This is a genomic window from Shewanella sp. Actino-trap-3 (assembly GCF_002836275.1).
Taxonomy (GTDB): domain Bacteria; phylum Pseudomonadota; class Gammaproteobacteria; order Enterobacterales; family Shewanellaceae; genus Shewanella; species Shewanella psychromarinicola.
Map to the genome: position 1 here is coordinate 44,839 of NZ_PJCE01000001.1, position 22,051 is coordinate 66,889.

General features: G+C 41.5%; 17 protein-coding genes, 13 tRNA genes and 2 pseudogenes. 17 read left to right on the plus strand and 15 right to left on the minus strand.

Translation table 11 applies throughout. The features are described from left to right. Positions 1-57: 57 nt before the first annotated feature. A complete protein-coding gene (locus CXF80_RS00210; RefSeq protein WP_269801251.1) occupies positions 58-951 on the minus strand; it encodes a 1,4-dihydroxy-2-naphthoate polyprenyltransferase in 894 nt (297 codons plus the stop codon). A gap of 206 nt (positions 952-1,157) precedes the next feature. Here CXF80_RS00210 and tesB point away from each other — a divergent pair, with 206 nt between their 5' ends. The 3 genes from tesB to CXF80_RS00225 all read left to right on the plus strand — a co-directional run bounded on the left by tesB (position 1,158) and on the right by CXF80_RS00225 (position 3,767). After that, positions 1,158-2,018: an acyl-CoA thioesterase II gene (tesB, locus tag CXF80_RS00215; protein ID WP_101030199.1), complete on the plus strand. Its 861-nt coding sequence runs from the start codon at positions 1,158-1,160 to the stop codon at positions 2,016-2,018. A gap of 9 nt (positions 2,019-2,027) precedes the next feature. Then, a complete protein-coding gene (locus CXF80_RS00220; protein WP_101030200.1) occupies positions 2,028-2,429 on the plus strand; it encodes a YbaY family lipoprotein in 402 nt (133 codons plus the stop codon). A 102-nt stretch (positions 2,430-2,531) separates the two neighbouring features. Further along, positions 2,532-3,767, plus strand: coding sequence for an MFS transporter (locus tag CXF80_RS00225; protein WP_101030201.1), 1,236 nt, complete (start codon positions 2,532-2,534; stop codon positions 3,765-3,767). A 2-nt stretch (positions 3,768-3,769) separates the two neighbouring features. Here the strand turns inward: CXF80_RS00225 and CXF80_RS20345 are convergent. The 10 genes and pseudogenes from CXF80_RS20345 to gltX all read right to left on the minus strand — a co-directional run. Next, positions 3,770-3,950 (minus strand): annotated as a pseudogene (locus CXF80_RS20345) (response regulator); the annotation flags it as partial. Between the two features lie 23 nt (positions 3,951-3,973). After that, positions 3,974-4,135: pseudogene (locus CXF80_RS20655) on the minus strand (C4-dicarboxylate ABC transporter); the annotation flags it as partial. Between the two features lie 431 nt (positions 4,136-4,566). Continuing rightward, a tRNA-Ala gene (locus CXF80_RS00240) sits at positions 4,567-4,642 on the minus strand. A gap of 194 nt (positions 4,643-4,836) precedes the next feature. Beyond that, positions 4,837-4,912 (minus strand) — tRNA-Glu (locus CXF80_RS00245). A gap of 298 nt (positions 4,913-5,210) precedes the next feature. Next, a tRNA-Glu gene (locus CXF80_RS00250) sits at positions 5,211-5,286 on the minus strand. Positions 5,287-5,584: 298 nt separating this feature from the next. Further along, positions 5,585-5,660, minus strand: a tRNA-Glu gene (locus CXF80_RS00255). A gap of 298 nt (positions 5,661-5,958) precedes the next feature. Further along, positions 5,959-6,034 (minus strand) — tRNA-Glu (locus CXF80_RS00260). Between the two features lie 298 nt (positions 6,035-6,332). Then, positions 6,333-6,408: transfer RNA gene (locus tag CXF80_RS00265), tRNA-Glu, on the minus strand. Between the two features lie 97 nt (positions 6,409-6,505). After that, positions 6,506-6,581: transfer RNA gene (locus CXF80_RS00270), tRNA-Ala, on the minus strand. Between the two features lie 102 nt (positions 6,582-6,683). Beyond that, positions 6,684-8,093 (minus strand): glutamate--tRNA ligase, encoded by a 1,410-nt coding sequence (gene gltX / locus CXF80_RS00275; RefSeq protein ID WP_101030202.1) that lies wholly within the window; start codon positions 8,091-8,093, stop codon positions 6,684-6,686. A 257-nt stretch (positions 8,094-8,350) separates the two neighbouring features. Here gltX and CXF80_RS00280 point away from each other — a divergent pair. The 6 genes from CXF80_RS00280 (at position 8,351) to CXF80_RS00305 (ending at position 8,984) form a co-directional block, all read left to right on the plus strand. Beyond that, positions 8,351-8,426: transfer RNA gene (locus tag CXF80_RS00280), tRNA-Val, on the plus strand. Positions 8,427-8,466: 40 nt separating this feature from the next. Then, positions 8,467-8,542 (plus strand) — tRNA-Val (locus CXF80_RS00285). A gap of 28 nt (positions 8,543-8,570) precedes the next feature. Continuing rightward, a tRNA-Val gene (locus tag CXF80_RS00290) sits at positions 8,571-8,646 on the plus strand. 41 nt (positions 8,647-8,687) lie between these two features. Next, positions 8,688-8,763 (plus strand) — tRNA-Val (locus CXF80_RS00295). Between the two features lie 40 nt (positions 8,764-8,803). Beyond that, positions 8,804-8,879: transfer RNA gene (locus tag CXF80_RS00300), tRNA-Val, on the plus strand. A 29-nt stretch (positions 8,880-8,908) separates the two neighbouring features. Next, positions 8,909-8,984 (plus strand) — tRNA-Val (locus tag CXF80_RS00305). Between the two features lie 212 nt (positions 8,985-9,196). On the opposite strand, the gene CXF80_RS00310 is transcribed toward CXF80_RS00305, so the two are convergent. Continuing rightward, positions 9,197-11,026, minus strand: coding sequence for an ABC transporter ATP-binding protein (locus CXF80_RS00310; RefSeq protein ID WP_101030203.1), 1,830 nt, complete (start codon positions 11,024-11,026; stop codon positions 9,197-9,199). A gap of 221 nt (positions 11,027-11,247) precedes the next feature. Here CXF80_RS00310 and CXF80_RS00315 point away from each other — a divergent pair, with 221 nt between their 5' ends. The 6 genes from CXF80_RS00315 (at position 11,248) to sstT (ending at position 18,326) form a co-directional block, all read left to right on the plus strand. After that, entirely contained in the window at positions 11,248-12,777 is a 1,530-nt protein-coding gene (locus CXF80_RS00315) for an AlkA N-terminal domain-containing protein (RefSeq protein WP_101030204.1), read from the plus strand. A gap of 4 nt (positions 12,778-12,781) precedes the next feature. Continuing rightward, the gene (locus CXF80_RS00320) at positions 12,782-13,333 is read left to right on the plus strand and encodes a methylated-DNA--[protein]-cysteine S-methyltransferase (RefSeq protein ID WP_101030205.1); all 552 of its coding nucleotides are present in this window, start codon (positions 12,782-12,784) and stop codon (positions 13,331-13,333) included. Positions 13,334-13,404: 71 nt separating this feature from the next. Further along, entirely contained in the window at positions 13,405-14,691 is a 1,287-nt protein-coding gene (locus CXF80_RS00325; RefSeq protein ID WP_101030206.1) for a DEAD/DEAH box helicase, read from the plus strand. An 11-nt stretch (positions 14,692-14,702) separates the two neighbouring features. Then, a complete protein-coding gene (locus tag CXF80_RS00330) occupies positions 14,703-15,182 on the plus strand; it encodes a dual specificity protein phosphatase family protein (protein WP_101030207.1) in 480 nt (159 codons plus the stop codon). A 506-nt stretch (positions 15,183-15,688) separates the two neighbouring features. Continuing rightward, a complete protein-coding gene (locus tag CXF80_RS00335) occupies positions 15,689-16,591 on the plus strand; it encodes a chemotaxis protein (RefSeq protein WP_101030208.1) in 903 nt (300 codons plus the stop codon). 502 nt (positions 16,592-17,093) lie between these two features. Further along, positions 17,094-18,326, plus strand: a complete 1,233-nt coding sequence (gene sstT / locus CXF80_RS00340; RefSeq protein WP_101030209.1) for a serine/threonine transporter SstT — start codon at positions 17,094-17,096, stop codon at positions 18,324-18,326. 75 nt (positions 18,327-18,401) lie between these two features. Here sstT and CXF80_RS00345 read toward each other — a convergent pair whose 3' ends face one another. The 3 genes from CXF80_RS00345 to CXF80_RS00355 form a co-directional block, all read right to left on the minus strand. Continuing rightward, entirely contained in the window at positions 18,402-19,055 is a 654-nt protein-coding gene (locus tag CXF80_RS00345) for an RluA family pseudouridine synthase (RefSeq protein WP_101030210.1), read from the minus strand. Positions 19,056-19,192: 137 nt separating this feature from the next. Then, on the minus strand, positions 19,193-19,798 hold the full coding sequence (locus CXF80_RS00350; RefSeq protein ID WP_101030211.1) for a protein disulfide oxidoreductase: 606 nt from the start codon (positions 19,796-19,798) through the stop codon (positions 19,193-19,195). A gap of 28 nt (positions 19,799-19,826) precedes the next feature. Then, a complete protein-coding gene (locus tag CXF80_RS00355) occupies positions 19,827-20,423 on the minus strand; it encodes an acyl carrier protein phosphodiesterase (protein WP_101030212.1) in 597 nt (198 codons plus the stop codon). A gap of 193 nt (positions 20,424-20,616) precedes the next feature. On the opposite strand from CXF80_RS00355, the gene CXF80_RS00360 reads away from it, so the two are divergent. Both CXF80_RS00360 and queA read left to right on the plus strand, forming a co-directional pair. Next, the gene (locus CXF80_RS00360) at positions 20,617-20,805 is read left to right on the plus strand and encodes a hypothetical protein (protein ID WP_101030213.1); all 189 of its coding nucleotides are present in this window, start codon (positions 20,617-20,619) and stop codon (positions 20,803-20,805) included. A 68-nt stretch (positions 20,806-20,873) separates the two neighbouring features. Next, the gene (queA, locus tag CXF80_RS00365) at positions 20,874-21,914 is read left to right on the plus strand and encodes a tRNA preQ1(34) S-adenosylmethionine ribosyltransferase-isomerase QueA (protein ID WP_101030214.1); all 1,041 of its coding nucleotides are present in this window, start codon (positions 20,874-20,876) and stop codon (positions 21,912-21,914) included. Positions 21,915-22,051 lie beyond the last annotated feature (137 nt).

Sequence of the window (22,051 nt, forward strand, 5' to 3'; positions counted from 1 at the left end):
CGCCTTTTTAATTATTCAGGACGTTAAGTGATAGATGACATTTAACAAATAGGACATTCAGGTTAGTGAAAAGTACAATCCAACGCTAAACAGCACGCTGAAAATCATAGTTAATTTAGCGGTTTGTCCCAATATCGGATTCAATGCTTCACCAGAATTCTCGTGAAATTCGCGGCTGAGATTACGCGCAATGATTAACGAGGCTCCCGATAACAATACCGGTAATCCATCCAATGAACCTAATAAAAATCCCGCGATAATGATACCAAAAGGTAAGTAGACAAAACTTTGATATAGCACTTTAGCCTGTGCTTCACCAATTCTTACCGCAAGGGTGTTTTTACCTGCTTTGGTGTCGGTTGAAATATCTCTAGTGTTATTGACCAGCATGATGGCAGCATTAAAAAAGCCAATGGCACAACCGAGTAACCATGCTGTTATGGTGGTAGTTCCTGCTTGTAAATAGTAACTGCCAACAACGGCCACTAAACCAAAAAAAACAAATGCTGCTATTTCGCCTAATCCATGTGAGGCAAGTGGATAGGGACCGCCGCTATAACATAACGCGCCTAAAATAGAGGCTGCAGCAAGAATGGCAATAGGCCATCCTCCGTGAAGTATTAATAATGAACCGACTAATAATGATGTGATCAAGCATCCTATCATGGCATTTCGAACTGATGAGGGCGCTAGGATACCACTTTGAGTCACTCTTAAAGGTCCGATACGCTCTTCAGTGTCAATACCATTTTTAAAGTCAAAGTAGTCATTAGCGAGATTAACTGAAATTTGTAATAATACGGCACATAGCATTGAGGTAAACGCGATGAGTAAGCTAAAGTGTTCGAGTCCAATTGCCAGCATGTTTCCGATTAATAATGGACCAATTGCCGCAGGGAGCGTTCGAGGACGAATAGCAATAAACCATGATTGCATTGAGCTAGGTTGCATAATATTGTGAAACGCAGTGTTGATTAGTCATGTTAATAGCATACCAAAAATTCAATTACGGTGCAGATATGAATCTTTGCGTTGCATCACTCTTTTGCGATTTGTCATAAGATAGCTGAAATACAACAATTACCATAGAATAAGCTAGAAAACATAAGCTTAACTAAGGTAACCTTAACGTTAATCCATGTCGTAAAGAAGGTGTTATGAGTCAGGTATTAAACGATTTATTGTCATTGTTGTCACTTGAGCAAATTGAATTAGGCTTGTTTCGTGGTCAAAGTCAAGATTTAGGCTTCGGGCATGTGTTTGGGGGCCAAGTGATGGGACAAGCGTTAAGTGCTGCAAAACAAACGGTTAGCGAAGATCGCCATGCACATTCTTTACATTCATACTTTTTGCGTGCCGGTGATGAAAAGTTACCGATAATTTATGATGTTGAAAATATGCGTGATGGAGGCAGTTTTAGTGCGCGTAGTGTGAAGGCTATTCAGAAAGGTCGACCCATTTTTTACATGATATGTTCGTTCCAAACAGTCGAAGAAGGCTTTGAACATCAAGATCTCATGCCTGATGTGCCAGGACCTGAAGGTTTATTGAATCAGCAAGAACTCGCGATGACCATGCGTGATAAAGTACCTGCGAAAATGCTCGAAAAATTTATGGCAGATTCTCCGATTGAAATGCGTTTAGTTCACCCCGTTCATCCTATTGCGCCAAGTGCCACAGAGCCTAAACGGTATGTATGGTTGCGTGCCAATGGGCAAATTCCATCGGACCACAGCATTCAAGAATATTTATTAGCTTATGCATCGGATTTTAATTTTTTAATGACGGCAACTCAACCGCACGGTGTGTCATTTTTAACCCCAGGCATGCGTATGGCCACCATTGATCATGCTATGTGGTTCCATCGTCCATTTAATATGGGAGAATGGCTCCTATACTGTATTGATAGCCCTAATGCTGGTGGTGGACGTGGATTTGTGAAAGGGCAGTTTTTTGATCAGCGAGGACGTCTTGTGGCTTCTGCCACACAGGAAGGTTTACTCAGGATGACCAAGTAGGACGCTAATATGATAATAATTAACAAAGGCATACAATTAGCGGTTGTCGCTTTGATTGCTATGATGTTACATGGATGTACGACAATCGAGCCTGAAAAACCCATTATTGTTAATGGTTATGCAGGATATGCAGAAAAAATTACCTTGCCAAAGGGTTGTAAAATCAATATTGCATTAATTGATTTCAATACCCCAGGGGCCATAATTGCTCAAAAAAACTTTGATATTGCCAGAGTGCCTGTTCCGTTTAAATTTAGCTTACCAGCAGGGCTAATTAGTCGTGGTGTCGATTATGGTGTGGTGGCGATGATCACTTACCAAGGTAATGCGATTTTTCAGACCTATGATAAGTTCCGTGTGATCAACAACGGTCAATTTACCACTCAAGTGTTAATGAAACGCGTTAAATAGCCGCTTCGTAACCTTGCTCACAAACTCTTATCCCCGCCATTGATTAATATACTCGGCGGGTAATAATCTTTTTCCTGCCCTATTTTGTTGTTTAGGTGGTCTATGACAGAGTTTACGCCAACGTTGCGCTCCCATGCTGAAACGCGCCTAATTTGGGCGTTGTGCTTAGCTTCTATGGTGATTTACATTAACTTGTACACATTGCAAGGTATGCTGCCGTCTATTGCGGAGCATTTTGATGTGTCGGGCGCACAAGCCACGTTAGTGTTGTCTGTGACTAGCTTTACCTTAGCTTTCTCGTTACTTTTCTATGCTTTGTTATCCGATAGAATTGGACGCTTAGTGCCCATTGTTATGAGCTTATGGTTGCTGGCAGCATCAAATATTTTATTGGTTTTTGCACAAAGCTTTGATGCTTTAGTGTGGGTTAGATTACTGCAAGGGATATTATTAGCAGCAGTGCCTGCTATTTCAATGGCCTATTTTAAAGAGCAGTTAGATCCAGTTTTTATGCTTAAAGCGGCTGCTGTGTACATAATGGCAAACAGCATTGGTGGCATTGCGGGTCGATTATTGGGCGGGTTAATGGCCCAATATTTATCGTGGCAATCTTCAATGGGATTAATTTTTATTGTGACACTCATGGGGGTTGCGTTTGTTACATACTTATTGCCACGTAGGGAGATTAAACCTTCTGTTATAAAGGAAAAAATTAATTGGCGCCGCAAAGCCAAACAAGATTTTAATGGTTTTATGTTTCATTTATCTGATACTCAAATGCGTTTGGCTTATATAATTGGCGGCTTAGCATTTATGATGATGGTTAATCAGTTTAGCTTTATTCAGTTACATATTATGGCCGAACCTTATGGACTCAGTCGTTTTCAAGCCACATTAATCTTTCTATGCTACCTGAGTGGCACCTTTGCTGCGTGGCTGTCGGCTAAATGGATTGTACGATATGGGTCAATGCCGTTATTTAGAGTGGCATTATGCCTAATGGTTGCAGGCACATTATTAACCTTGGTGGATACCTTGACTGCGATTGTGGCCGGCTTTTTGATTACCGCTTGCGGTTTTTTCTTAACTCACAGCTGTTGTAATTCGTTTGTGGCTATTCGTGCCACGAGTCATCGTGCTAAAGCGACGTCGTTGTATTTATGTTGCTATTATCTTGGTGCATCTTTAGGTGGGCCATATTTAATGCTGTTTTGGCATAAAGCTGAATGGAATGGCGTGGTAGTGGGCTCTATGAGTCTTTTGGTGTTGCTCCTTGTTACTATTTGGCGCTTAGGGAAACATCAAAAGCAAGTTATTGATGTTTCCAAAGCCGATTAACTCTCGATAAAGTCGTAAGCGCCATTTTTTGAGCGTCTACGACCATAGCCATATCACCAGACCGGTGAATAGTACCACTGGCAATTCAACGTCTTGCTGTTTCTGTTGTTGCAATAAACTCAAACCATCGAGTTGCGGCATATTAATATCATATATAGCAATGCCCAGCCAATTAGCGGTAAGTTAAAAAATACTTTAACAACTTACTCACCGGGTAAACGCTGTTCTATCAATTCTTTAAACTTAAGTGCTATTTGTCCTTTTGGCGTGCTCTCGGCCACGAGATGCGAAAAAGTAATTTCTATCGTTTTAGCAAAAACATTAAAACTCGCCGCGAAAACTGAAGCAATAGTTGCTAGCTTAGCCATTGACTTTAGTGGCGGTGTAAAAGGTGATTGTTGATTTTTTTATGATAATTAGCTTCCTTTTTTTAGGGTTATATTTTCCTCAAGGAGCTGACTTGCTCTAGAACAAGTACGCCATAAATACTTATGAGGATAGATAATAAGAAGCAAGCATCTGGCCGTATGTTATTAATATGTAACTAATTGAGGTGTAATAGCTTTAATTTATATAGCTATGTGGGAAGTTATTTTGTGTGAGGATTGTCACGCAGCGAGAGATGGTCATGGTTGGAAAGTCATACGTTAGCGTTGATGGTGATGTTATAGGGTAGTGGTGGCCGAAAAATATGAGTTTAAATGGATTAAATAAAGAGAATTATAAGGTAATAAAAAACCACCCGAAGGTGGTGTTTTATTAATGTCATATACTGAATATGCATTAGTTACCAAATATTTGGTGGAGCTACACGGGATCGAACCGTGGACCTCTTCACTGCCAGCGAAGCGCTCTCCCAGCTGAGCTATAGCCCCAAATTCTAGCTAATATAACTAAAATTTGAATATGGTATCCCATAGGGGATTCGAACCCCTTCTAGACGAATGGGACACAGTTGATACGTTATACTCTGTATCGAGTGAATACTCGTCAATGTCTGTAGGCTAAACATCAACGCTTTATAGATCATCAAACAACTCTTTCGAATTATGTTCAACCATCTTAAATATGGTATCCCATAGGGGATTCGAACCCCTGTTACCGCCGTGAAAGGGCGGTGTCCTAGGCCTCTAGACGAATGGGACACAGTTGATACGTTAAACTCTGTATCGAGTGAATACTCATTGGTGTCTGTAGGCTAAACACCAACGCTTAATTACCTATATTGAAATTCAAAACCCTAAGGATCCGAACCCCTGTTACCGCCGACTCTTTATAAACCAAAGTGGGCGATGTCCTAAGCGCTATTTCTAGACGAATGGGACACAGTTGATACGTTATACTCTGTATCGAGTGAATACTCGTCAATGTCTGTAGGCTAAACATCAACGCTTTATAGATCATCAAACAACTCTTTCGAATTATGTTCAACCATCTTAAATATGGTATCCCATAGGGGATTCGAACCCCTGTTACCGCCGTGAAAGGGCGGTGTCCTAGGCCTCTAGACGAATGGGACACAGTTGATACGTTAAACTCTGTATCGAGTGAATACTCATTGGTGTCTGTAGGCTAAACACCAACGCTTAATTACCTATATTGAAATTCAAAACCCTAAGGATCCGAACCCCTGTTACCGCCGACTCTTTATAAACCAAAGTGGGCGATGTCCTAAGCGCTATTTCTAGACGAATGGGACACAGTTGATACGTTATACTCTGTATCGAGTGAATACTCGTCAATGTCTGTAGGCTAAACATCAACGCTTTATAGATCATCAAACAACTCTTTCGAATTATGTTCAACCATCTTAAATATGGTATCCCATAGGGGATTCGAACCCCTGTTACCGCCGTGAAAGGGCGGTGTCCTAGGCCTCTAGACGAATGGGACACAGTTGATACGTTAAACTCTGTATCGAGTGAATACTCATTGGTGTCTGTAGGCTAAACACCAACGCTTAATTACCTATATTGAAATTCAAAACCCTAAGGATCCGAACCCCTGTTACCGCCGACTCTTTATAAACCAAAGTGGGCGATGTCCTAAGCGCTATTTCTAGACGAATGGGACACAGTTGATACGTTATACTCTGTATCGAGTGAATACTCGTCAATGTCTGTAGGCTAAACATCAACGCTTTATAGATCATCAAACAACTCTTTCGAATTATGTTCAACCATCTTAAATATGGTATCCCATAGGGGATTCGAACCCCTGTTACCGCCGTGAAAGGGCGGTGTCCTAGGCCTCTAGACGAATGGGACACAGTTGATACGTTATACTCTGTATCGAGTGAATACTCATTGGTGTCTGTAGGCTAAACACCAACGCTTAATTACCTATATTGAAATTCAAAACCCTAAGGATCCGAACCCCTGTTACCGCCGACTCTTTATAAACCAAAGTGGGCGATGTCCTAAGCGCTATTTCTAGACGAATGGGACACAGTTGATACGTTATACTCTGTATCGAGTGAATACTCGTCAATGTCTGTAGGCTAAACATCAACGCTTTATAGATCATCAAACAACTCTTTCGAATTATGTTCAACCATCTTAAATATGGTATCCCATAGGGGATTCGAACCCCTGTTACCGCCGTGAAAGGGCGGTGTCCTAGGCCTCTAGACGAATGGGACACAGTTGATACGTTATACTCTGTATCGAGTGAATACTCACCAATGTCTGTAGGCTAAACATTAATGCTAATTATCTAATTAAAGATGAACAAGTAAGTGGTGGAGCTACACGGGATCGAACCGTGGACCTCTTCACTGCCAGCGAAGCGCTCTCCCAGCTGAGCTATAGCCCCTCTTACTTAATGCTTTTGAATATGCTACCAGAATAACCTGACATCATGTCTCAACTGCGAGGCGCATTCTATGCAGCATACCCAAAAGTGTCAACTCGTTTTTTAGGAATTTATTCTATTTGCTACAAATTCAATCGCTTTGGATATTCTTTGCGCAGATCTTTCTTTTCCGATTAAGAACAAGGTTAAATCTAACGCTGGAGACTGTCCTGCGCCTGTAACCGCAACACGTAACGGCATGCCAACTTTACCCATACCAACATCAAGTTCCGTGGCAGTGGCTTCGATAGCGTGATGAATATTCTCTACACTCCAATCATTTAGTTCAGATAACTTTTGATTGAACAATGTTAAAGGCTCTAGTGCCACACCTCGTAAGTGCTTTTTAGCTTGTGCTTCGTCGAAATCGCTAAAATCTTCATAGAAATAGCGACTAGAAGCGGCTAACTCTTTTAATGTTTTAGCGCGTTCAGATAATGCAGTCACAATTTCCGTTAACGCAGGGCCATTACTGATATCAATTTTTTGGTCATCCATGTGCCACTGTAAATGTGTTGCTACATAAACAGGATCAAGTGACTTTATATAATGCTGATTTAACCAAATTAGCTTATCGGTATTAAAAGCAGAAGCCGCCTTATTGATATCATCTAATTTAAACAGCGTTTTCAACTCTTCCATTGAAAATACTTCTTGATCGCCATGTGACCAACCTAAACGAACAAGATAATTTAATAGTGCTTCAGGTAAATAACCATCATCACGATATTGCATCACACCTACAGCACCATGACGCTTAGATAACTTGGCACCATCGTCACCTAAAATCATCGATACATGGGCATATTCAGGAATTGGAGCACCTAGTGCTTTAAGGATGTTGATTTGGCGTGGAGTATTATTGATATGATCTTCACCACGAACAACGCAAGTAATGCCCATATCCCAGTCATCAACGACAACACAGAAGTTGTAAGTAGGAACACCATCGGTGCGCTTAATGATTAAATCATCAAGCATATCATTTGAAATTTCGATGCGCCCACGAACGTGATCATCAAATATCACACTGCCTTCGACGGGGTTTTTAAAGCGAACAACAAAAGGCTCGTCAGTATCACGAGGAGCAAGGTTTCGACAGCAACCGTCGTATTTTTGTTGTAAACCCTGTGCCGATTGCTCTTCACGCATTTTTTCAACACGTTCACGTGTGCAATAGCATTTGTACGCAGAGCCATTATCTAGCATTTGCTCAATAATTTCGTTGTAACGATCAAAACGCTTAGTCTGATAATAAGGACCCTCATCCCAAGTCAAACCTAACCAGTTCATACCATCAAGAATAGCATCACAGGCTTCTTGAGTTGAACGTTCAATGTCTGTGTCTTCAATACGCAGTACGAATTCACCATTATTAGCACGTGCGTGTAACCATGAATACAGAGCAGTACGGGCACCACCTACATGAAGAAACCCTGTTGGACTTGGGGCAAAACGCGTCTTAGTTGTCATAATCGGACACTAACCTATTTATAAACGTCTATAAAAAGACAAACAAAAAAATGTAGCGTCATTCTAACAGTCTAACTGAGTAGTTGAAATGGCGGACGCGCAAACCTGAGGCGGTTTTTGAATTTTCTTTATTATTAAACTCAATCTCTTGTTTAACAAAGCATCAAAGCGAACAATTTTAGCTCGACTGACATTTTTTTAAATAAAAAGCGTTGACAGGCTTTGCTCGCTCCCTATAATACTGCCCCACACAGCGAGGTCGATTAGCTCAGCTGGGAGAGCACCTCCCTTACAAGGAGGGGGTCACTGGTTCGAGCCCAGTATCGACCACCATGATTTTATTTATGAAGTCAATGTTGTTAATTATATCCCAGGTCGCTTAGCTCAGCTGGGAGAGCACCTCCCTTACAAGGAGGGGGTCACTGGTTCGAGCCCAGTAGCGACCACCATATAATTAACTAAACTGTTAGAGTCCCAGGTCGCTTAGCTCAGCTGGGAGAGCACCTCCCTTACAAGGAGGGGGTCACTGGTTCGAGCCCAGTAGCGACCACCATTTCTCTCATAGAGTGGTGGACTTGAAAGTAAAATATCCCAGGTCGCTTAGCTCAGCTGGGAGAGCACCTCCCTTACAAGGAGGGGGTCACTGGTTCGAGCCCAGTAGCGACCACCATATTTTACACGCTTTTTTACAAGAATAGATTGATATCCCAGGTCGCTTAGCTCAGCTGGGAGAGCACCTCCCTTACAAGGAGGGGGTCACTGGTTCGAGCCCAGTAGCGACCACCATATCAATTTAGATTTTGCGTTATATCCCAGGTCGCTTAGCTCAGCTGGGAGAGCACCTCCCTTACAAGGAGGGGGTCACTGGTTCGAGCCCAGTAGCGACCACCATATAGCTTTACTGTTAATCTCATCACATTATCTCGCTGCATCTAATAAACCCCCTAAGCTTTACGATTTTTTGTATATCAATAAATTTTCTATTTGCTAAGTCTTTAATGTAGATGTTTTTGTTGGATTGGGTTATCTCGGCAAACCGCAATAAAAAACCACTCAAAGTTGAGTGGCTCATATTAGTTTATTTTAATAATTTAAGTACTTAATTAATCTAACCCTAAAAACCCTCCAGTTTGATGGGCCCAGAGTTGCGCATAGATGCCGCTGGCATTAATGAGCTCTTGATGGGTTCCTTGTTCAACAACACAGCCTTGATCCAATACAATGAGTCTATCCATAGCCGCAATCGTTGACAGTCGATGCGCTATTGCTATCACGGTTTTGCCTTCCATTAATTTATAAAAGGATTCTTGAATCGCTGCTTCAACTTCAGAATCGAGTGCTGAGGTTGCCTCATCAAGCAATAAAATCGGCGCGTTTTTTAATAAGACACGTGCAATGGCAATTCGTTGACGTTGACCACCTGAGAGTTTGACTCCACGTTCGCCAACTTGAGCGTCAAGACCTTTATTACCAAATGGGTCAGTTAAATTTTCAATAAACTCTGCCGCTTGTGCTTGAGTGATTGCCGCCATTAATTGTTCATCACTTGCATGGGGATCGCCGTACAAGATATTTTCACGAATTGAACGGTGCAATAACGACGTATCCTGAGTCACCATACCAATATTGGCACGTAATGAATCTTGGCGAATATCCGTTATTGGTTGATTATCAATGAGTATTTCACCTTTTTCCACATCATGGAAACGCATTAGTAAGTTCACTAAGGTCGACTTTCCTGCGCCTGAACGTCCAACCAGACCGACTTTTTCACCCGCTTTAATGTTCAGGTTTAGCTGCTCAATAACGCCCGTTTTCTCGCCATAATGAAAACAAACTTGATTAAAGTCTATTTTACCTTGATTAACAACAATGTCTTTGGCGTCGGGTTTATCTTGGATAGCAATGGGTTTAGATAGCGTGTTCATACCATCGGTCGCCGTGCCAATATTTTCAAAAAGTGAGCTGATTTCCCACATGATCCACTGTGACATGCCATTTAAACGCAACGCTAAACTCACGGCTATGGCAATGGCGCCAACCGTAATCGCACTGTCAGCCCATAACCAAATAGACACTGCGGTGATGGTAAATGCTAAAAGGTAATTGATGATTTGTACCAAAACATTAATTATCGTCACCAAACGCATTTGGCCATAAACGGTTTTTAAGAAACGCGTCATACTATCTTGGGCATAGTCGGCTTCTTGGGTGGTATGTGAGAACAGTTTTACGGTTGAAATGTTGGTATAACTGTCAACAATACGCCCTGTCATCGTTGAACGAGCATCGGCTTGTTCTGTGGATATTGCTTTTAGCTTTGGCACTAATTTCCATTGAATCAAGATATAAGCAGCCAACCATAGGAGCATGGGTAACACTAAGCGCACATCAGCAGCGGCAATCATGACAAGCATAGAAGTGAAATACACTAAAATATACATCAGTACGTCCAGCAATTTCATTACCGTTTCACGTACCGCAAGCGAGGTTTGCATGACCTTTGTGGCTATTCGTCCAGCAAAGTCATCTTGATAGAAAGAAATACTCTGTTTGAGTAAATAACGATGCGCTTGCCAGCGAATGGCCATGGGGAAGTTACCCAAAAGCGTCTGGTGCACGATAGACGAATGTAGCCAAACAATCACAGGAATGACCACTAAGACAACCACCGACATGGTAATTAACGTCGTGCTTTCATCTTGCCACAAAGTTTGCGGGTTTTTGGTCACTAACCAATCGACTAATTTGCCCATAAAGCCAAACAGTGATACCTCCAACATCGCCAGCACCGCCGTAAGCACCGACATGATAATTAATGGCCTACCAAATCCGCGGGTATAATGGCGGCAAAATGCATATAAGGTATTGGGTGGCTGACTCGGTTCTTCTTGTGGTAATGCTTGGGTCAATGATTCAAAAAATTTAAACATCTAATGCTCTAACTTCATGGTGATAGTTCTGCTGACTAGGATAACGTAAAATGGCCAAATGTAATCGGTTAAATTGTTACATGATACGAAACGATTGAGTTCCGTTTTCCGCTAGTCGTGGTGGTTGTGTTTCGGTAAAGTAATCACTTAAGTACGCAGTGCAGGGAAAATGGTTCAGTTTTCGATTGAACCTGATTAACGTAAAGAGGCTAGCGAGACTAATGGTACAGATCCACAGCGATTGTAATGTTGCAGCACAGATTTGCCGGCAGGCTAGATTAAGTCGTGACGCTCGCTTTGATGGTCAATTTTTTACTGGGGTGCTAACTACAGGTATCTATTGTCGATCAATTTGTCCCGCGCCTGCGCCTTATGAGAAAAATGTGCGTTACTTTGATTCTGCTGTAAAAGCAGCTAATGCTGGATTGAGGCCTTGCCTTCGATGTCGACCAGATAGTGCACCAAGCTCATTTGCGTGGTTAGGGACTCAAACAACGTTAATGCGGGCAATAAAGTTGATTGAGCAAGGCTTTTTAAAAGGCGACAATCCAGGAACTGTGGTCAAGCTGGCAGAGAAACTAGGTATTAGCAGTCGGTATTTGAATAAACTCTTTAGCCAAGGATTGGGTAAATCCCCTAAACGCTTTGCGTTGTACCAACAGTTGATGTTTGCCAAACAGTTATTGCACCAAACACCATTATCGATGACTGAAGTTGCCATGGCTGCGGGTTTTAATAGCATCAGGCGGTTTAATGAAATATTTAAACAAGAATTACGATTAACCCCAAGTGATTTACGCCAGAAAAGTCGGTCCTCAACGAATGTTATTCACCCTCACAAAGATAACCAAGTGAGTACTTATATTAAACCAATAACATTAGCCTACAGACCACCCCTCAATTGGGCGAAGATGTTGGCTTTTTATGTCTTTCGCCAAGTCGACAATATGGAAGTCATTGATGATATTACTGGCCGTTATGGTCGAACGTTTTCATTTGATGGCGTGGAGGGTTTTTTTTACATTTCACCTCATAAAGATAAACCCCAACTTGATGTGAGTATTTACTTAGTTGATGCCAATGATATTAAGTTTTTACACGATATAGTGTTGCAACTTCGTCGCATGTTCGATTTAAATGCCGACATGGATATAATCCAGCAGGCATTATTACCCATCATCGAATTAGGTGCCAAAATTGATAGTGGTTTGCGTATTCCTGCCGCGGGCAGTGTGTTTGAAGCTGCTTGTCGAGCCGTTTTAGGGCAACAAGTGAGTGTCCTGCAAGCGACTAAATTATTAAATTTGCTGGTCGAGCATTATGGTACCTCACTGGTAATTGATGGTAAAACTTGGCGATTATTTCCGACGCCAGAAACTATTGCTACGGCATTATTAGATGAACTTAACATGCCTGGTGCGCGAAAATTAGCCTTAAATGCCTTGGGGGAATTTGTGCATCAACACCCAGATTCTATGCCTGATGATTGGCTTGCGGTAAAAGGTATTGGCCCGTGGACAGTTGCTTACGCTAACATGCGAGGCTTGAGCGATCCTGATGTTTTTTTGAGCTCTGACTTAGTCATTAAAAATCGCCTGCATGCGTTACATGAGCAATCGGGTAAAGCCATTGAAACACCTAAATCATACCTAAATATTGCCGCTGAGATCGCAAAACAAGCATCACCGTGGGGCAGTTACTTAACATTTCAGCTTTGGGATAACGATCCTGTTATTGCAAAAAAAGGATAATATTATGCCCCAATTTGCCTTACCTAAGCTTCACGCTTTAGTGACAAGTCCTGTTGGTTTACTCTCGCTTAAAGCCTCTGAGCATGGGTTAACGCATTTACAGGTTGAGGATCTCGTTCAAATAAGTTCAACAGTAGAAATTCAAACTCAAGTTACATTGCAGCAAAGTGACATAGTGCATGCTCAAGCTTTACTGTTACAGGCTCAGCGACACATTGATGAAACTGTGTTCCAGTTAGCTGAGTATTTCGCTAAGCAAAGGCAACAATTTGATGTGGCCTTAGCGCCGAAAGGGACAGTGTTTCAACAAGAGGTTTGGCAAGCATTGAGTCAATTAACATTCGGTCAGCGTTGCAGTTACAGTGATATCGCTAATACTATTGGGCGACCTAAAGCCGTTAGAGCTGTGGGGGCCGCAAATGGTGCTAATCCAATTGCCATTATCGTCCCATGTCATCGGGTGATAGGCAAAGGTGGTAAGCTAACAGGTTATGCTTATGGGCTCGACATGAAGCAATGGCTACTCGACCTAGAAGGGATTGACGAAATTAACTGATTTATCTGACTGCTGCGCCAAAGTACGTTAAAATGACCGATTGATAACCTTTTTTTGAGCGCATTTGATACATGACCCAAGCTTCTTTAGTCACGACTTTTGCTGAATTTGGCCTGCAAACCCCATTGTTGGCAAGATTAGCTGAGCTTAATTATATTCAGCCTACACCAATCCAAGCTGAAACCATTCCCAGTACGCTAACCGGTAAAGACTTACTGGCGGGTGCGAATACAGGCTCAGGTAAAACAGCGGCTTTTGCTCTGCCGATTTTACATCAATTAATGAATCGTCGGGCAAGATCATCTGCTAAAGGTAATTTTGTGAGTGCATTAGTCTTGGTACCCACACGGGAATTAGCCAAGCAAGTTGCTGACAGCTTTAAATCCTATGCGGTTCATTTAAATGGTGACATTAAAGTGGTTGCTGCATTTGGTGGCGTATCGGTTAACACTCAAATGTTAGCATTGCGTGGCGGCGCGGATGTGGTAGTGGCAACCCCAGGCCGTTTACTCGATTTAGTCTCTTCTAATGCACTCAGGTTGTCTCAAGTGTCAACGTTGGTGCTTGATGAAGCTGACCGTATGCTAAGCCTTGGTTTTACTGAAGAACTGACTCAAGTACTCAACTTCCTCCCTAAGCAAAAACAAACGTTATTGTTTTCAGCGACTTTTCCTGATGAAGTTCGCCAATTAACGCAAGCGTTGTTAGTGGATCCTCTTGAAATACAATTACAAAGCGCTGAGACGAGTACCTTAGTGCAGCGTGTAATGACGGTTAACCGTGAAAAAAAGACGGCATTACTTGCACACTTGCTACAACAACATCAATGGCGCCAAGTATTGATCTTTGTTAATGCCAAAAATAGTTGTAATCATTTAGCTGAAAAATTAGCTAAACGTGGTATCACTGCAGAAGTCTTTCATGGTGATAAAGCCCAAGGCGCGCGAAGCCGGGTATTAGACGGTTTTAAAGCGGGTGAGATTCAAGTACTCATTGCGACAGACATTGCTGCCCGGGGTCTCGATATTGAAAAATTACCTGTGGTAATTAATTTTGACTTACCGCGCAGTCCAGCAGATTATATGCATCGAATTGGTCGCAGTGGACGTGCGGGAGAAATTGGTTTAGCGTTGACCTTATTGTCTCATGACGAGTATCATCACTTCTCTGTAATCGAGAAGAAAAACAAAATTCGCCTTGAACGTGAACAAGTTAACGGATTTGAGGCTGATGATGTTGTGCCTGAAACCGTACTCGAACAACCTAAACCAATGGCTAAGCCAGAAGGTAGTGGTAAAAAAAAGCGCAAAAAAGTAGCCTCCGTTAATATTGGTATTTGGGCTAAGAAATCTGATTAGTAGTAGGTAATATGAAAGATATTTTTTGGTTAGTTGATAAGCAAGTCGCAGGCCGTAGTGGTCCAAACAAAGATGCATGGGACTTAGCTGAATTAAAGCAAGCTGGTTTTGCTGCTATCGCATCATTAAATAATGGTGAAGGTTGTGATGTCGATGCTATGGCAGAATTAGGCTTGCGTCATAAAGTGTTTAATTTACCTGATAATATGCCACCTAAACCACAAGATTTAGCCATTTGTGCTGAGGTATTACCTCAGGTATTAGCATTCATTCGTGAATGTGAAAGTGAGCAAAAGCCAATATTATTGCACTGCAGTTCGGGAATTAATCGTACTCAAATGGTGATGGCTTATTATTTGATGGAAAACGGTGCCGCCCCTTTGCATGCTGTTAGCCAAGTCAGAAATGCCTGCGGGTTAGCGTTTGATGCTGAAGGCTGGGATCAATTTGTTTATGACGTGCTTTACGAACTGCAAGCCGCTTCGAACTGATTTATTTGAGTTTTAACCTCATAGTTTTAGACCTCATAGTACTAGGGAGACAATTGATTGGAGCTGTAACTGATTAAATCAATTGACTCCCTTTGTTGTTTTTACCGAACATCTCCACATTCTCGAATGTTATATTCAGCCCTCTATCCGATATTCATCGGCAGTAAAGCTTATTACAGTGGCCGTGATGATTTACATTGTAGTCGGAACATTTCAACCATTATCGACTATGCCCGTTACACTGACTGTTTGCCGAGAAAAGAGCATTAAATACTACAAGCCTGTTTTACATTGCGAGTAAGCGATATCTCTTTTACCAACAGTGGGGCTTGATTGAGTGTAAATCGAATATCGTCTAGTAATAGCTGCATTGATTATCGGATGAATTGCTAATTTTGTGATTTATAATGATATTTGCAGATAAAATAGCTGGCTAAAGTTAGTCTATATTCTGACGATAAATGCTATAGTGAAGCTTATTTCAGTCTTCAGATGAAGGGGTAGTGATGAGTCCGAAAACGAGCAAAGCGAATCAATCGCAGGGTCTATTGCTTTTTAAGTTAAATCAAACACAACTGTTTGCTTTAGGTACTTTAAAAATTCGTGAACTTGTGCCGTTTACTCCTTTAAATAAAATTCTGCACTCCCACTCTTCCATTATGGGTGCAGCCACTATTCGGGGGATAACTATTCCGGTTATCGATATGGCTGCTGCCATTGGTTATAAACCTGTGACCGAACAAGAGCGTAAAGATTGCCACATCATTATTACTGATTGCCAGCGAATGGTGATAGGTTTTCTTGTGCGTTCAATCGATAAAATTATTGAGTGTAACTGGCGTAATATCGAGGCGCCTTCCAGCAACTTAGGTAAAAATGCCTTTCTAACCGGTGTAACTCGTTTTGATGATCAGTTAGTTCAATTACTGGATGTCGAATTGTTACTATCAAAAATCTTTCCTGATGATCCTCTTCGTAATCGAGCCATATTAACCGATGTTCAACGTGAAAAATTAACACCATTACAAATTTTACTGGTGGATGACTCAAAAGTGGCCCGTAAACAGCTGTCTGATGCACTAGACTCGATTAACATTGCCTATCAAGTGACGGCAGATGGTCGCGACGCACTAGATATTATGCAACAAGCCGCTACAGACCGAAAACCAATTGATTTACTGGTGAGTGATATTGAAATGCCTGGTCTTGATGGTTATGAATTAGCCTTTGAGGTTAAAAATAATCCCGAAATTGAACACGCGTACATAATTTTACATACATCATTATCCAGCGAAATTAGTGTCAGCCAAGCTAAACAGGTCGGAGCCAATGAGGCATTAACTAAGTTTGATGCTCAAGAGTTAATTGAAGCGATGCTTAGAGGCGCTCATGCATTGCAGTCTGCTTAATATTTAATAGTTGTTTCACTGTTAGTCTTTCATGGCTTTTAACATTGATAACAATTTAGCATCAAAAAAAGTGCAACCATTAAATTAACGTTTACTTTGCGAACGATGGTTGAATTTTTTTACTCATTTGGCATCAAGACTAGACTTATTACACACCATCCTGATATACAGCTATAAGGCTTTTACAGTGTCAGTATATTCGATGTTCATAAGGTAATGCTTAACCGTTAATGAGGGAGTGCTATCCCTGAAAACGAATTGATTGAAGTGTATTTATTGAGTGTGAGTTAATTGCACATTAATAAGTAAAATGAGCAGGGTGTTTTTAGTAATAGCATTGTTATTATCGATAATGTCATGAGTATCGTAGCATACGTGTTATATCACTATATGTTGTAAGGTGGTTAATGTGGATGTTACCAGTATTGTGATGTTTCCTTTTTAAAGATAAGCAAAATCTTGATCATAAAAAGCCATAAATATAATAATCATAGGTTAAACAATGAATCAAAAAAAATCACTGTTAGCTCGTATCGCTAGCGGTAGCCTTGTGCTACAAATTATCAGCGGGATCATTTTGGGCGTGATTCTGGCAAGTATTTCAACAACGGGTGCCAATAATGTGGCTTTTCTGGGCTCACTCTTTGTGGGGGCACTGAAAGCCATTGCGCCGATTCTGGTTTTTGTTCTGGTTGCATCATCGATTGCCAATCAAAAGAAAAATAGTCAAACCAATATGCGCCCGATTATTATGTTATATCTTCTGGGTACCTTTGCTGCCGCATTAACGGCGGTATTATTCAGTTTTGCGTTTCCAACCACCTTACTGTTAACCGCAGGCATTGAAGGCTCAAATCCTCCTCAAGGGATTGGCGAAGTTATTAATACCTTATTATTTAAAATTGTCGATAATCCAGTTAACGCATTAGTAACGGGTAATTATATTGGTATTTTAGTATGGGGAGCAGGCTTAGGGATAACCATGCATCATGCCAGTGACAGCACCAAGCAAATGCTTTCAGATGTCAGTGACGCTGTATCAAATATTGTCCGCTTTGTGATCCGGTTAGCGCCGATAGGTATTTTTGGCTTAGTGGCTGCTACGTTTGCCGAAACAGGTTTTGAAGCACTAGCCGGTTACGGCCAGTTACTCATGGTACTCGTGGGCTCTATGTTATTTATTGCCTTGGTTGTTAACCCCATTATCGTTTATGCCAAAATCAAACGTAACCCTTATCCCTTAGTGTTTAAGTGTTTACGTGGCAGTGGTGTTACGGCATTTTTTACTCGTTCAAGTGCTGCCAATATCCCGGTCAATATGGCCTTGTGTGAAGAGCTAAAACTGCATAAAGACACTTATTCGGTATCGATTCCATTAGGTGCCACCATCAATATGGGCGGCGCTGCTATCACCATTACGGTATTAACCTTAGCTGCAGCTCATACTTTAGGTATCGAAGTTGATTTTATGACGGCATTGTTATTGAGTTTGATGGCTTCTGTTTCAGCTTGCGGTGCTTCAGGTGTTGCGGGCGGTTCGCTATTATTAATCCCACTGGCGTGTAGCTTGTTTGGTATTTCTAATGATGTTGCGATGCAAGTTGTGGCTGTCGGATTTATCATTGGTGTGATCCAAGATTCTGCAGAAACCGCATTAAATAGTTCTACTGATGTGATCTTTACTGCTGCAGCGTGTGAAGCTGCTGAAGCAAAAGAGGCCTCTCAAGCCGGCTAATATTGTAAAGATATATTGATTGAAGAAATGCCGACGCGATTGTGTCGGCATTTTTTTTATTTAATTAGCTGCGAATTAAAATGGATGCTGACTAAAGAAAGTCATCTCGACTTGGCTGTAAGGGTGGGTAATCGTTAGCAATTGCGCATGTAAATTTAAGCGCGTACTGGCATTAATTGTCTCCATATCGCCATAAAACTCATCACCTAAAATGGCATGACCAAGCGACAGCATATGAACCCTAAGTTGGTGAGTGCGACCTGTGTGCGGTTTCAGTTCCATCAAGGTTGACTGTGGCCTATGTTCAAGCACTTGGAAGTAGGTCAACGCAGCTTTGCCAGAGTCGGTGAGCATTTGGAATGGTGGCGAATCAGGATTAGGCCCAATGGAGACGTTTACTTTGCCTTGTTGTTCATTGACGTAGCCCATGACTTCGGCAATATACACTTTTTTAGCTTGGCGATTTTGAAATTGAATTTTTAAATGCGATTCTGCTTTTTTAGTTCGAGCAAAAATCATGATCCCAGAAGTGTCACAATCTAAGCGATGGATCAGAATGGCTTCAGGATAGCTTTGTTGCAAGCGAGTGATTGCCGTATCGTGTGTGTCAGGTGAACGTCCTGGATTTGATAATAGGCCTGAAGGTTTATTGATGACGATAATGTCACGGTCTTTATAGCGTATGTCCAACCATGGGATCGAAGGAGGTTGATATGTAAAGATGTGCATTATGGGTTATTCTCTTTAATTGAGTCAGATTCAGGTATTCGTATTACGAAAAATTAACGTCGCCAATACTACCGCCGCGAATACTAACAAAGTTTTACTCATAACAAAAAATCAATTGTCCAGTTGAACAGAGGCGTTTAACTAAAGGCGGGTGACCAAGTCGCTAACCACAAGCGCAATGACATTCCCCAACCGCTGGTCACGCCTGAGGTAACAAAACGGATATTATTGTTGGTATCAATGATATAAATAGCGGGTAAAGCCATTGCACCCCATTGTTGGCTTAATAACGCAGCCTGAGGTTGGTATTGTTGATTGATCACTTCAAAATCATAATGATGTTGTTGCATAAAGCGACTAATTTCAACATCAGATCCTGAAGCTACCGCAATGGAAATGACCTGATAATCTTGATTAAGATTAACCGAGTTGACCATAGGAGAGGTCACTTTGCACACCGGACACCAAGTACCCCAAAAATAGATCAAGGTGGGTTTATTGTTGGTATTCATCGGTCTGATATTTATTTGCGTGTTAGCAGAGGTTGAGGTAAACAATGATATGGGTTTGTTGGCTATCGTGTGGGCTTGAATTGGCGTGGCGATACCTGTTCGCATATCTCGTTGTAAATAACTGGCAAGCGTGAACAATACCACTGCGATGAGTATTATATCGCGAAGGCTAGTTAGCCAAAACCGCCCGGATGTGAGTGTGGATTTTAGGTTAGTTAACCATGATGTCATACTTAATTAACTCCATTATTGCTCAGTGTTAAGGTAAATATTCAGCCGGAGTTTTACGACTATAAACTTTGCTATAGGCCATTAATTGCGGATAAAAGGTTCTAAATGCAATTTCAATATCAATATAAATCTTATCAATATCGTTAATGGCATGATCAAACAGTTCCGGTTTTGATAAGCGACGACTCACACCTTTAATCGCTTGATCTAATCCTTGCCTTGTTTGGTAACTACTTAACCAATCTTGCTCAATAATTTGTGGCGCAATTGCCTGTAATGTCGGGGGTAATTCAGGTGTCGTGCTAAGTTGATGGTATGCTTTTTGGCAAAATTCATCCAATGGCTGGTGATGATACTCTTCCCAATAAAACGCTAAGTAATGATCAAAGACTAAATCAACCAGTATCGGTGCAACGCGGCGTGAGGTTTTAGGGAATAACTTGAGTAAGTCGATAATAATTTCATGACTGTCAGTAACTTGGTCTATCTGACGATGAAGCCATATCCCTTGTTGCAGATGTTTTGGATGTTGCTGTATATTACCTTTTGCGAAATCGCCCGACAAATTAGCGACTAGGTGAGTATTGCTGATGTCGGCTAAATGTAAGTGAGCTAAAAAGTTCATAAATTGTACTTCTAATTTTATTATTTTACAGTATGATACTAACCGATTGTAACAAAGCGTTACGAAGTGGCGAGTGTGTGGACCTAATGATAACGCTTTATCGAAAAATGTCATTGAGTATTGAGCATTTCTCGTTGTGACGGCTAGAGGTAAGTGCTTTTAAAGGGTATAGGATTAATTATAGGGATCAAGGATGATGAAAGATTGGATTAAAAAATTATTGGGCAGGTCTACAGCGACCAAAAGAAATAAAGTATACATCGACATGCGTTATGAAGTGCATTCATATAAATCGAATGAAATCTTTTACGCTGCTAAGTCAGATCCGATTACTCGCGATGATCTCGACACTGAGATCATAGAGCAAAAGCCGACAACATAATCAGTAAACTTGATCTTAACCTTTGCTCGCCATAGACTAGCGGCCGTTTTTACTGTTGAGATAATACTATGCGTGTTGCAGATTTTTCATTCGACCTACCAGATGAGCTGATTGCTCGCTATCCGACAGCACAACGCAATGCCTCGCGTTTACTCACGCTAAGTGGCGAAAACGGTGAGCTTGTTGACAAAAAATTTACTGATTTACTCAATATGATCAATCCTGGTGACTTGATGGTGTTTAATAACACTCGAGTCATACCAGCGCGTTTATTTGGCCAAAAGTCCACTGGCGGTAAGCTTGAGATCCTCGTTGAACGTATGCTGGACGATAAACGTATTTTAGCCCATGTTCGCAGCTCTAAATCCCCTAAAGTTGATACACTTATCGATTTAGACGGCGGATACCAGATGAAAATGTTGGCGCGTCACGATGCCTTATTTGAACTTGAGTTACTTTCTGATAAAACCGTATTAGAAGTGCTTGAAGACGTCGGTCATATGCCTCTACCGCCTTATATTGATCGTCCAGATGAAGATGCTGATAAAGAGCGTTATCAAACGGTATATAACCAAACACCAGGCGCTGTTGCAGCACCGACCGCAGGCTTGCACTTTGACGACGCTATGCTGGCTGAACTAAAAGCTAAAGGCGTCAATATTGCTTTTGTGACATTACATGTTGGCGCGGGTACCTTTCAACCAGTTCGGGTCGATAATATTCTGGAGCACAAGATGCATTCAGAATGGGCAAACGTTCCTCAAGATGTCGTTGACCTCATTGCGCAAACTAAAGCCAACGGCTATCGTGTGGTTGCCGTTGGCACGACGTCTGTTCGTTCACTTGAAAGTGCAGCTCGTGCCAGTGGCGATGGTCCACTAAAAGCCTTCAGTGGTGATACCGATATTTTTATTTACCCTGGCTTTCAATTTAAAATAGTCGATGCCATGGTGACCAATTTTCATTTGCCTGAGTCGACATTAATCATGCTATTAAGTGCTTTTGCCGGTTTTGATGAAGTGATGAACGCCTATCAGCATGCGATTACGCAAAAATACCGCTTTTTTAGCTACGGTGATGCAATGTTTGTGACGAAAAAAGCCCCCTAAGCAACGAATTTGATTTAAAATACTCGCCCACAGTAGTGGGCGTTTTTTTGATTTAATGTGTCAGTAACCTTGAAGTGCTAAAATTCGCCCTCATTACTATAGAAACTAAACGAGTCAGACTGTTTATCTGGCAAGGT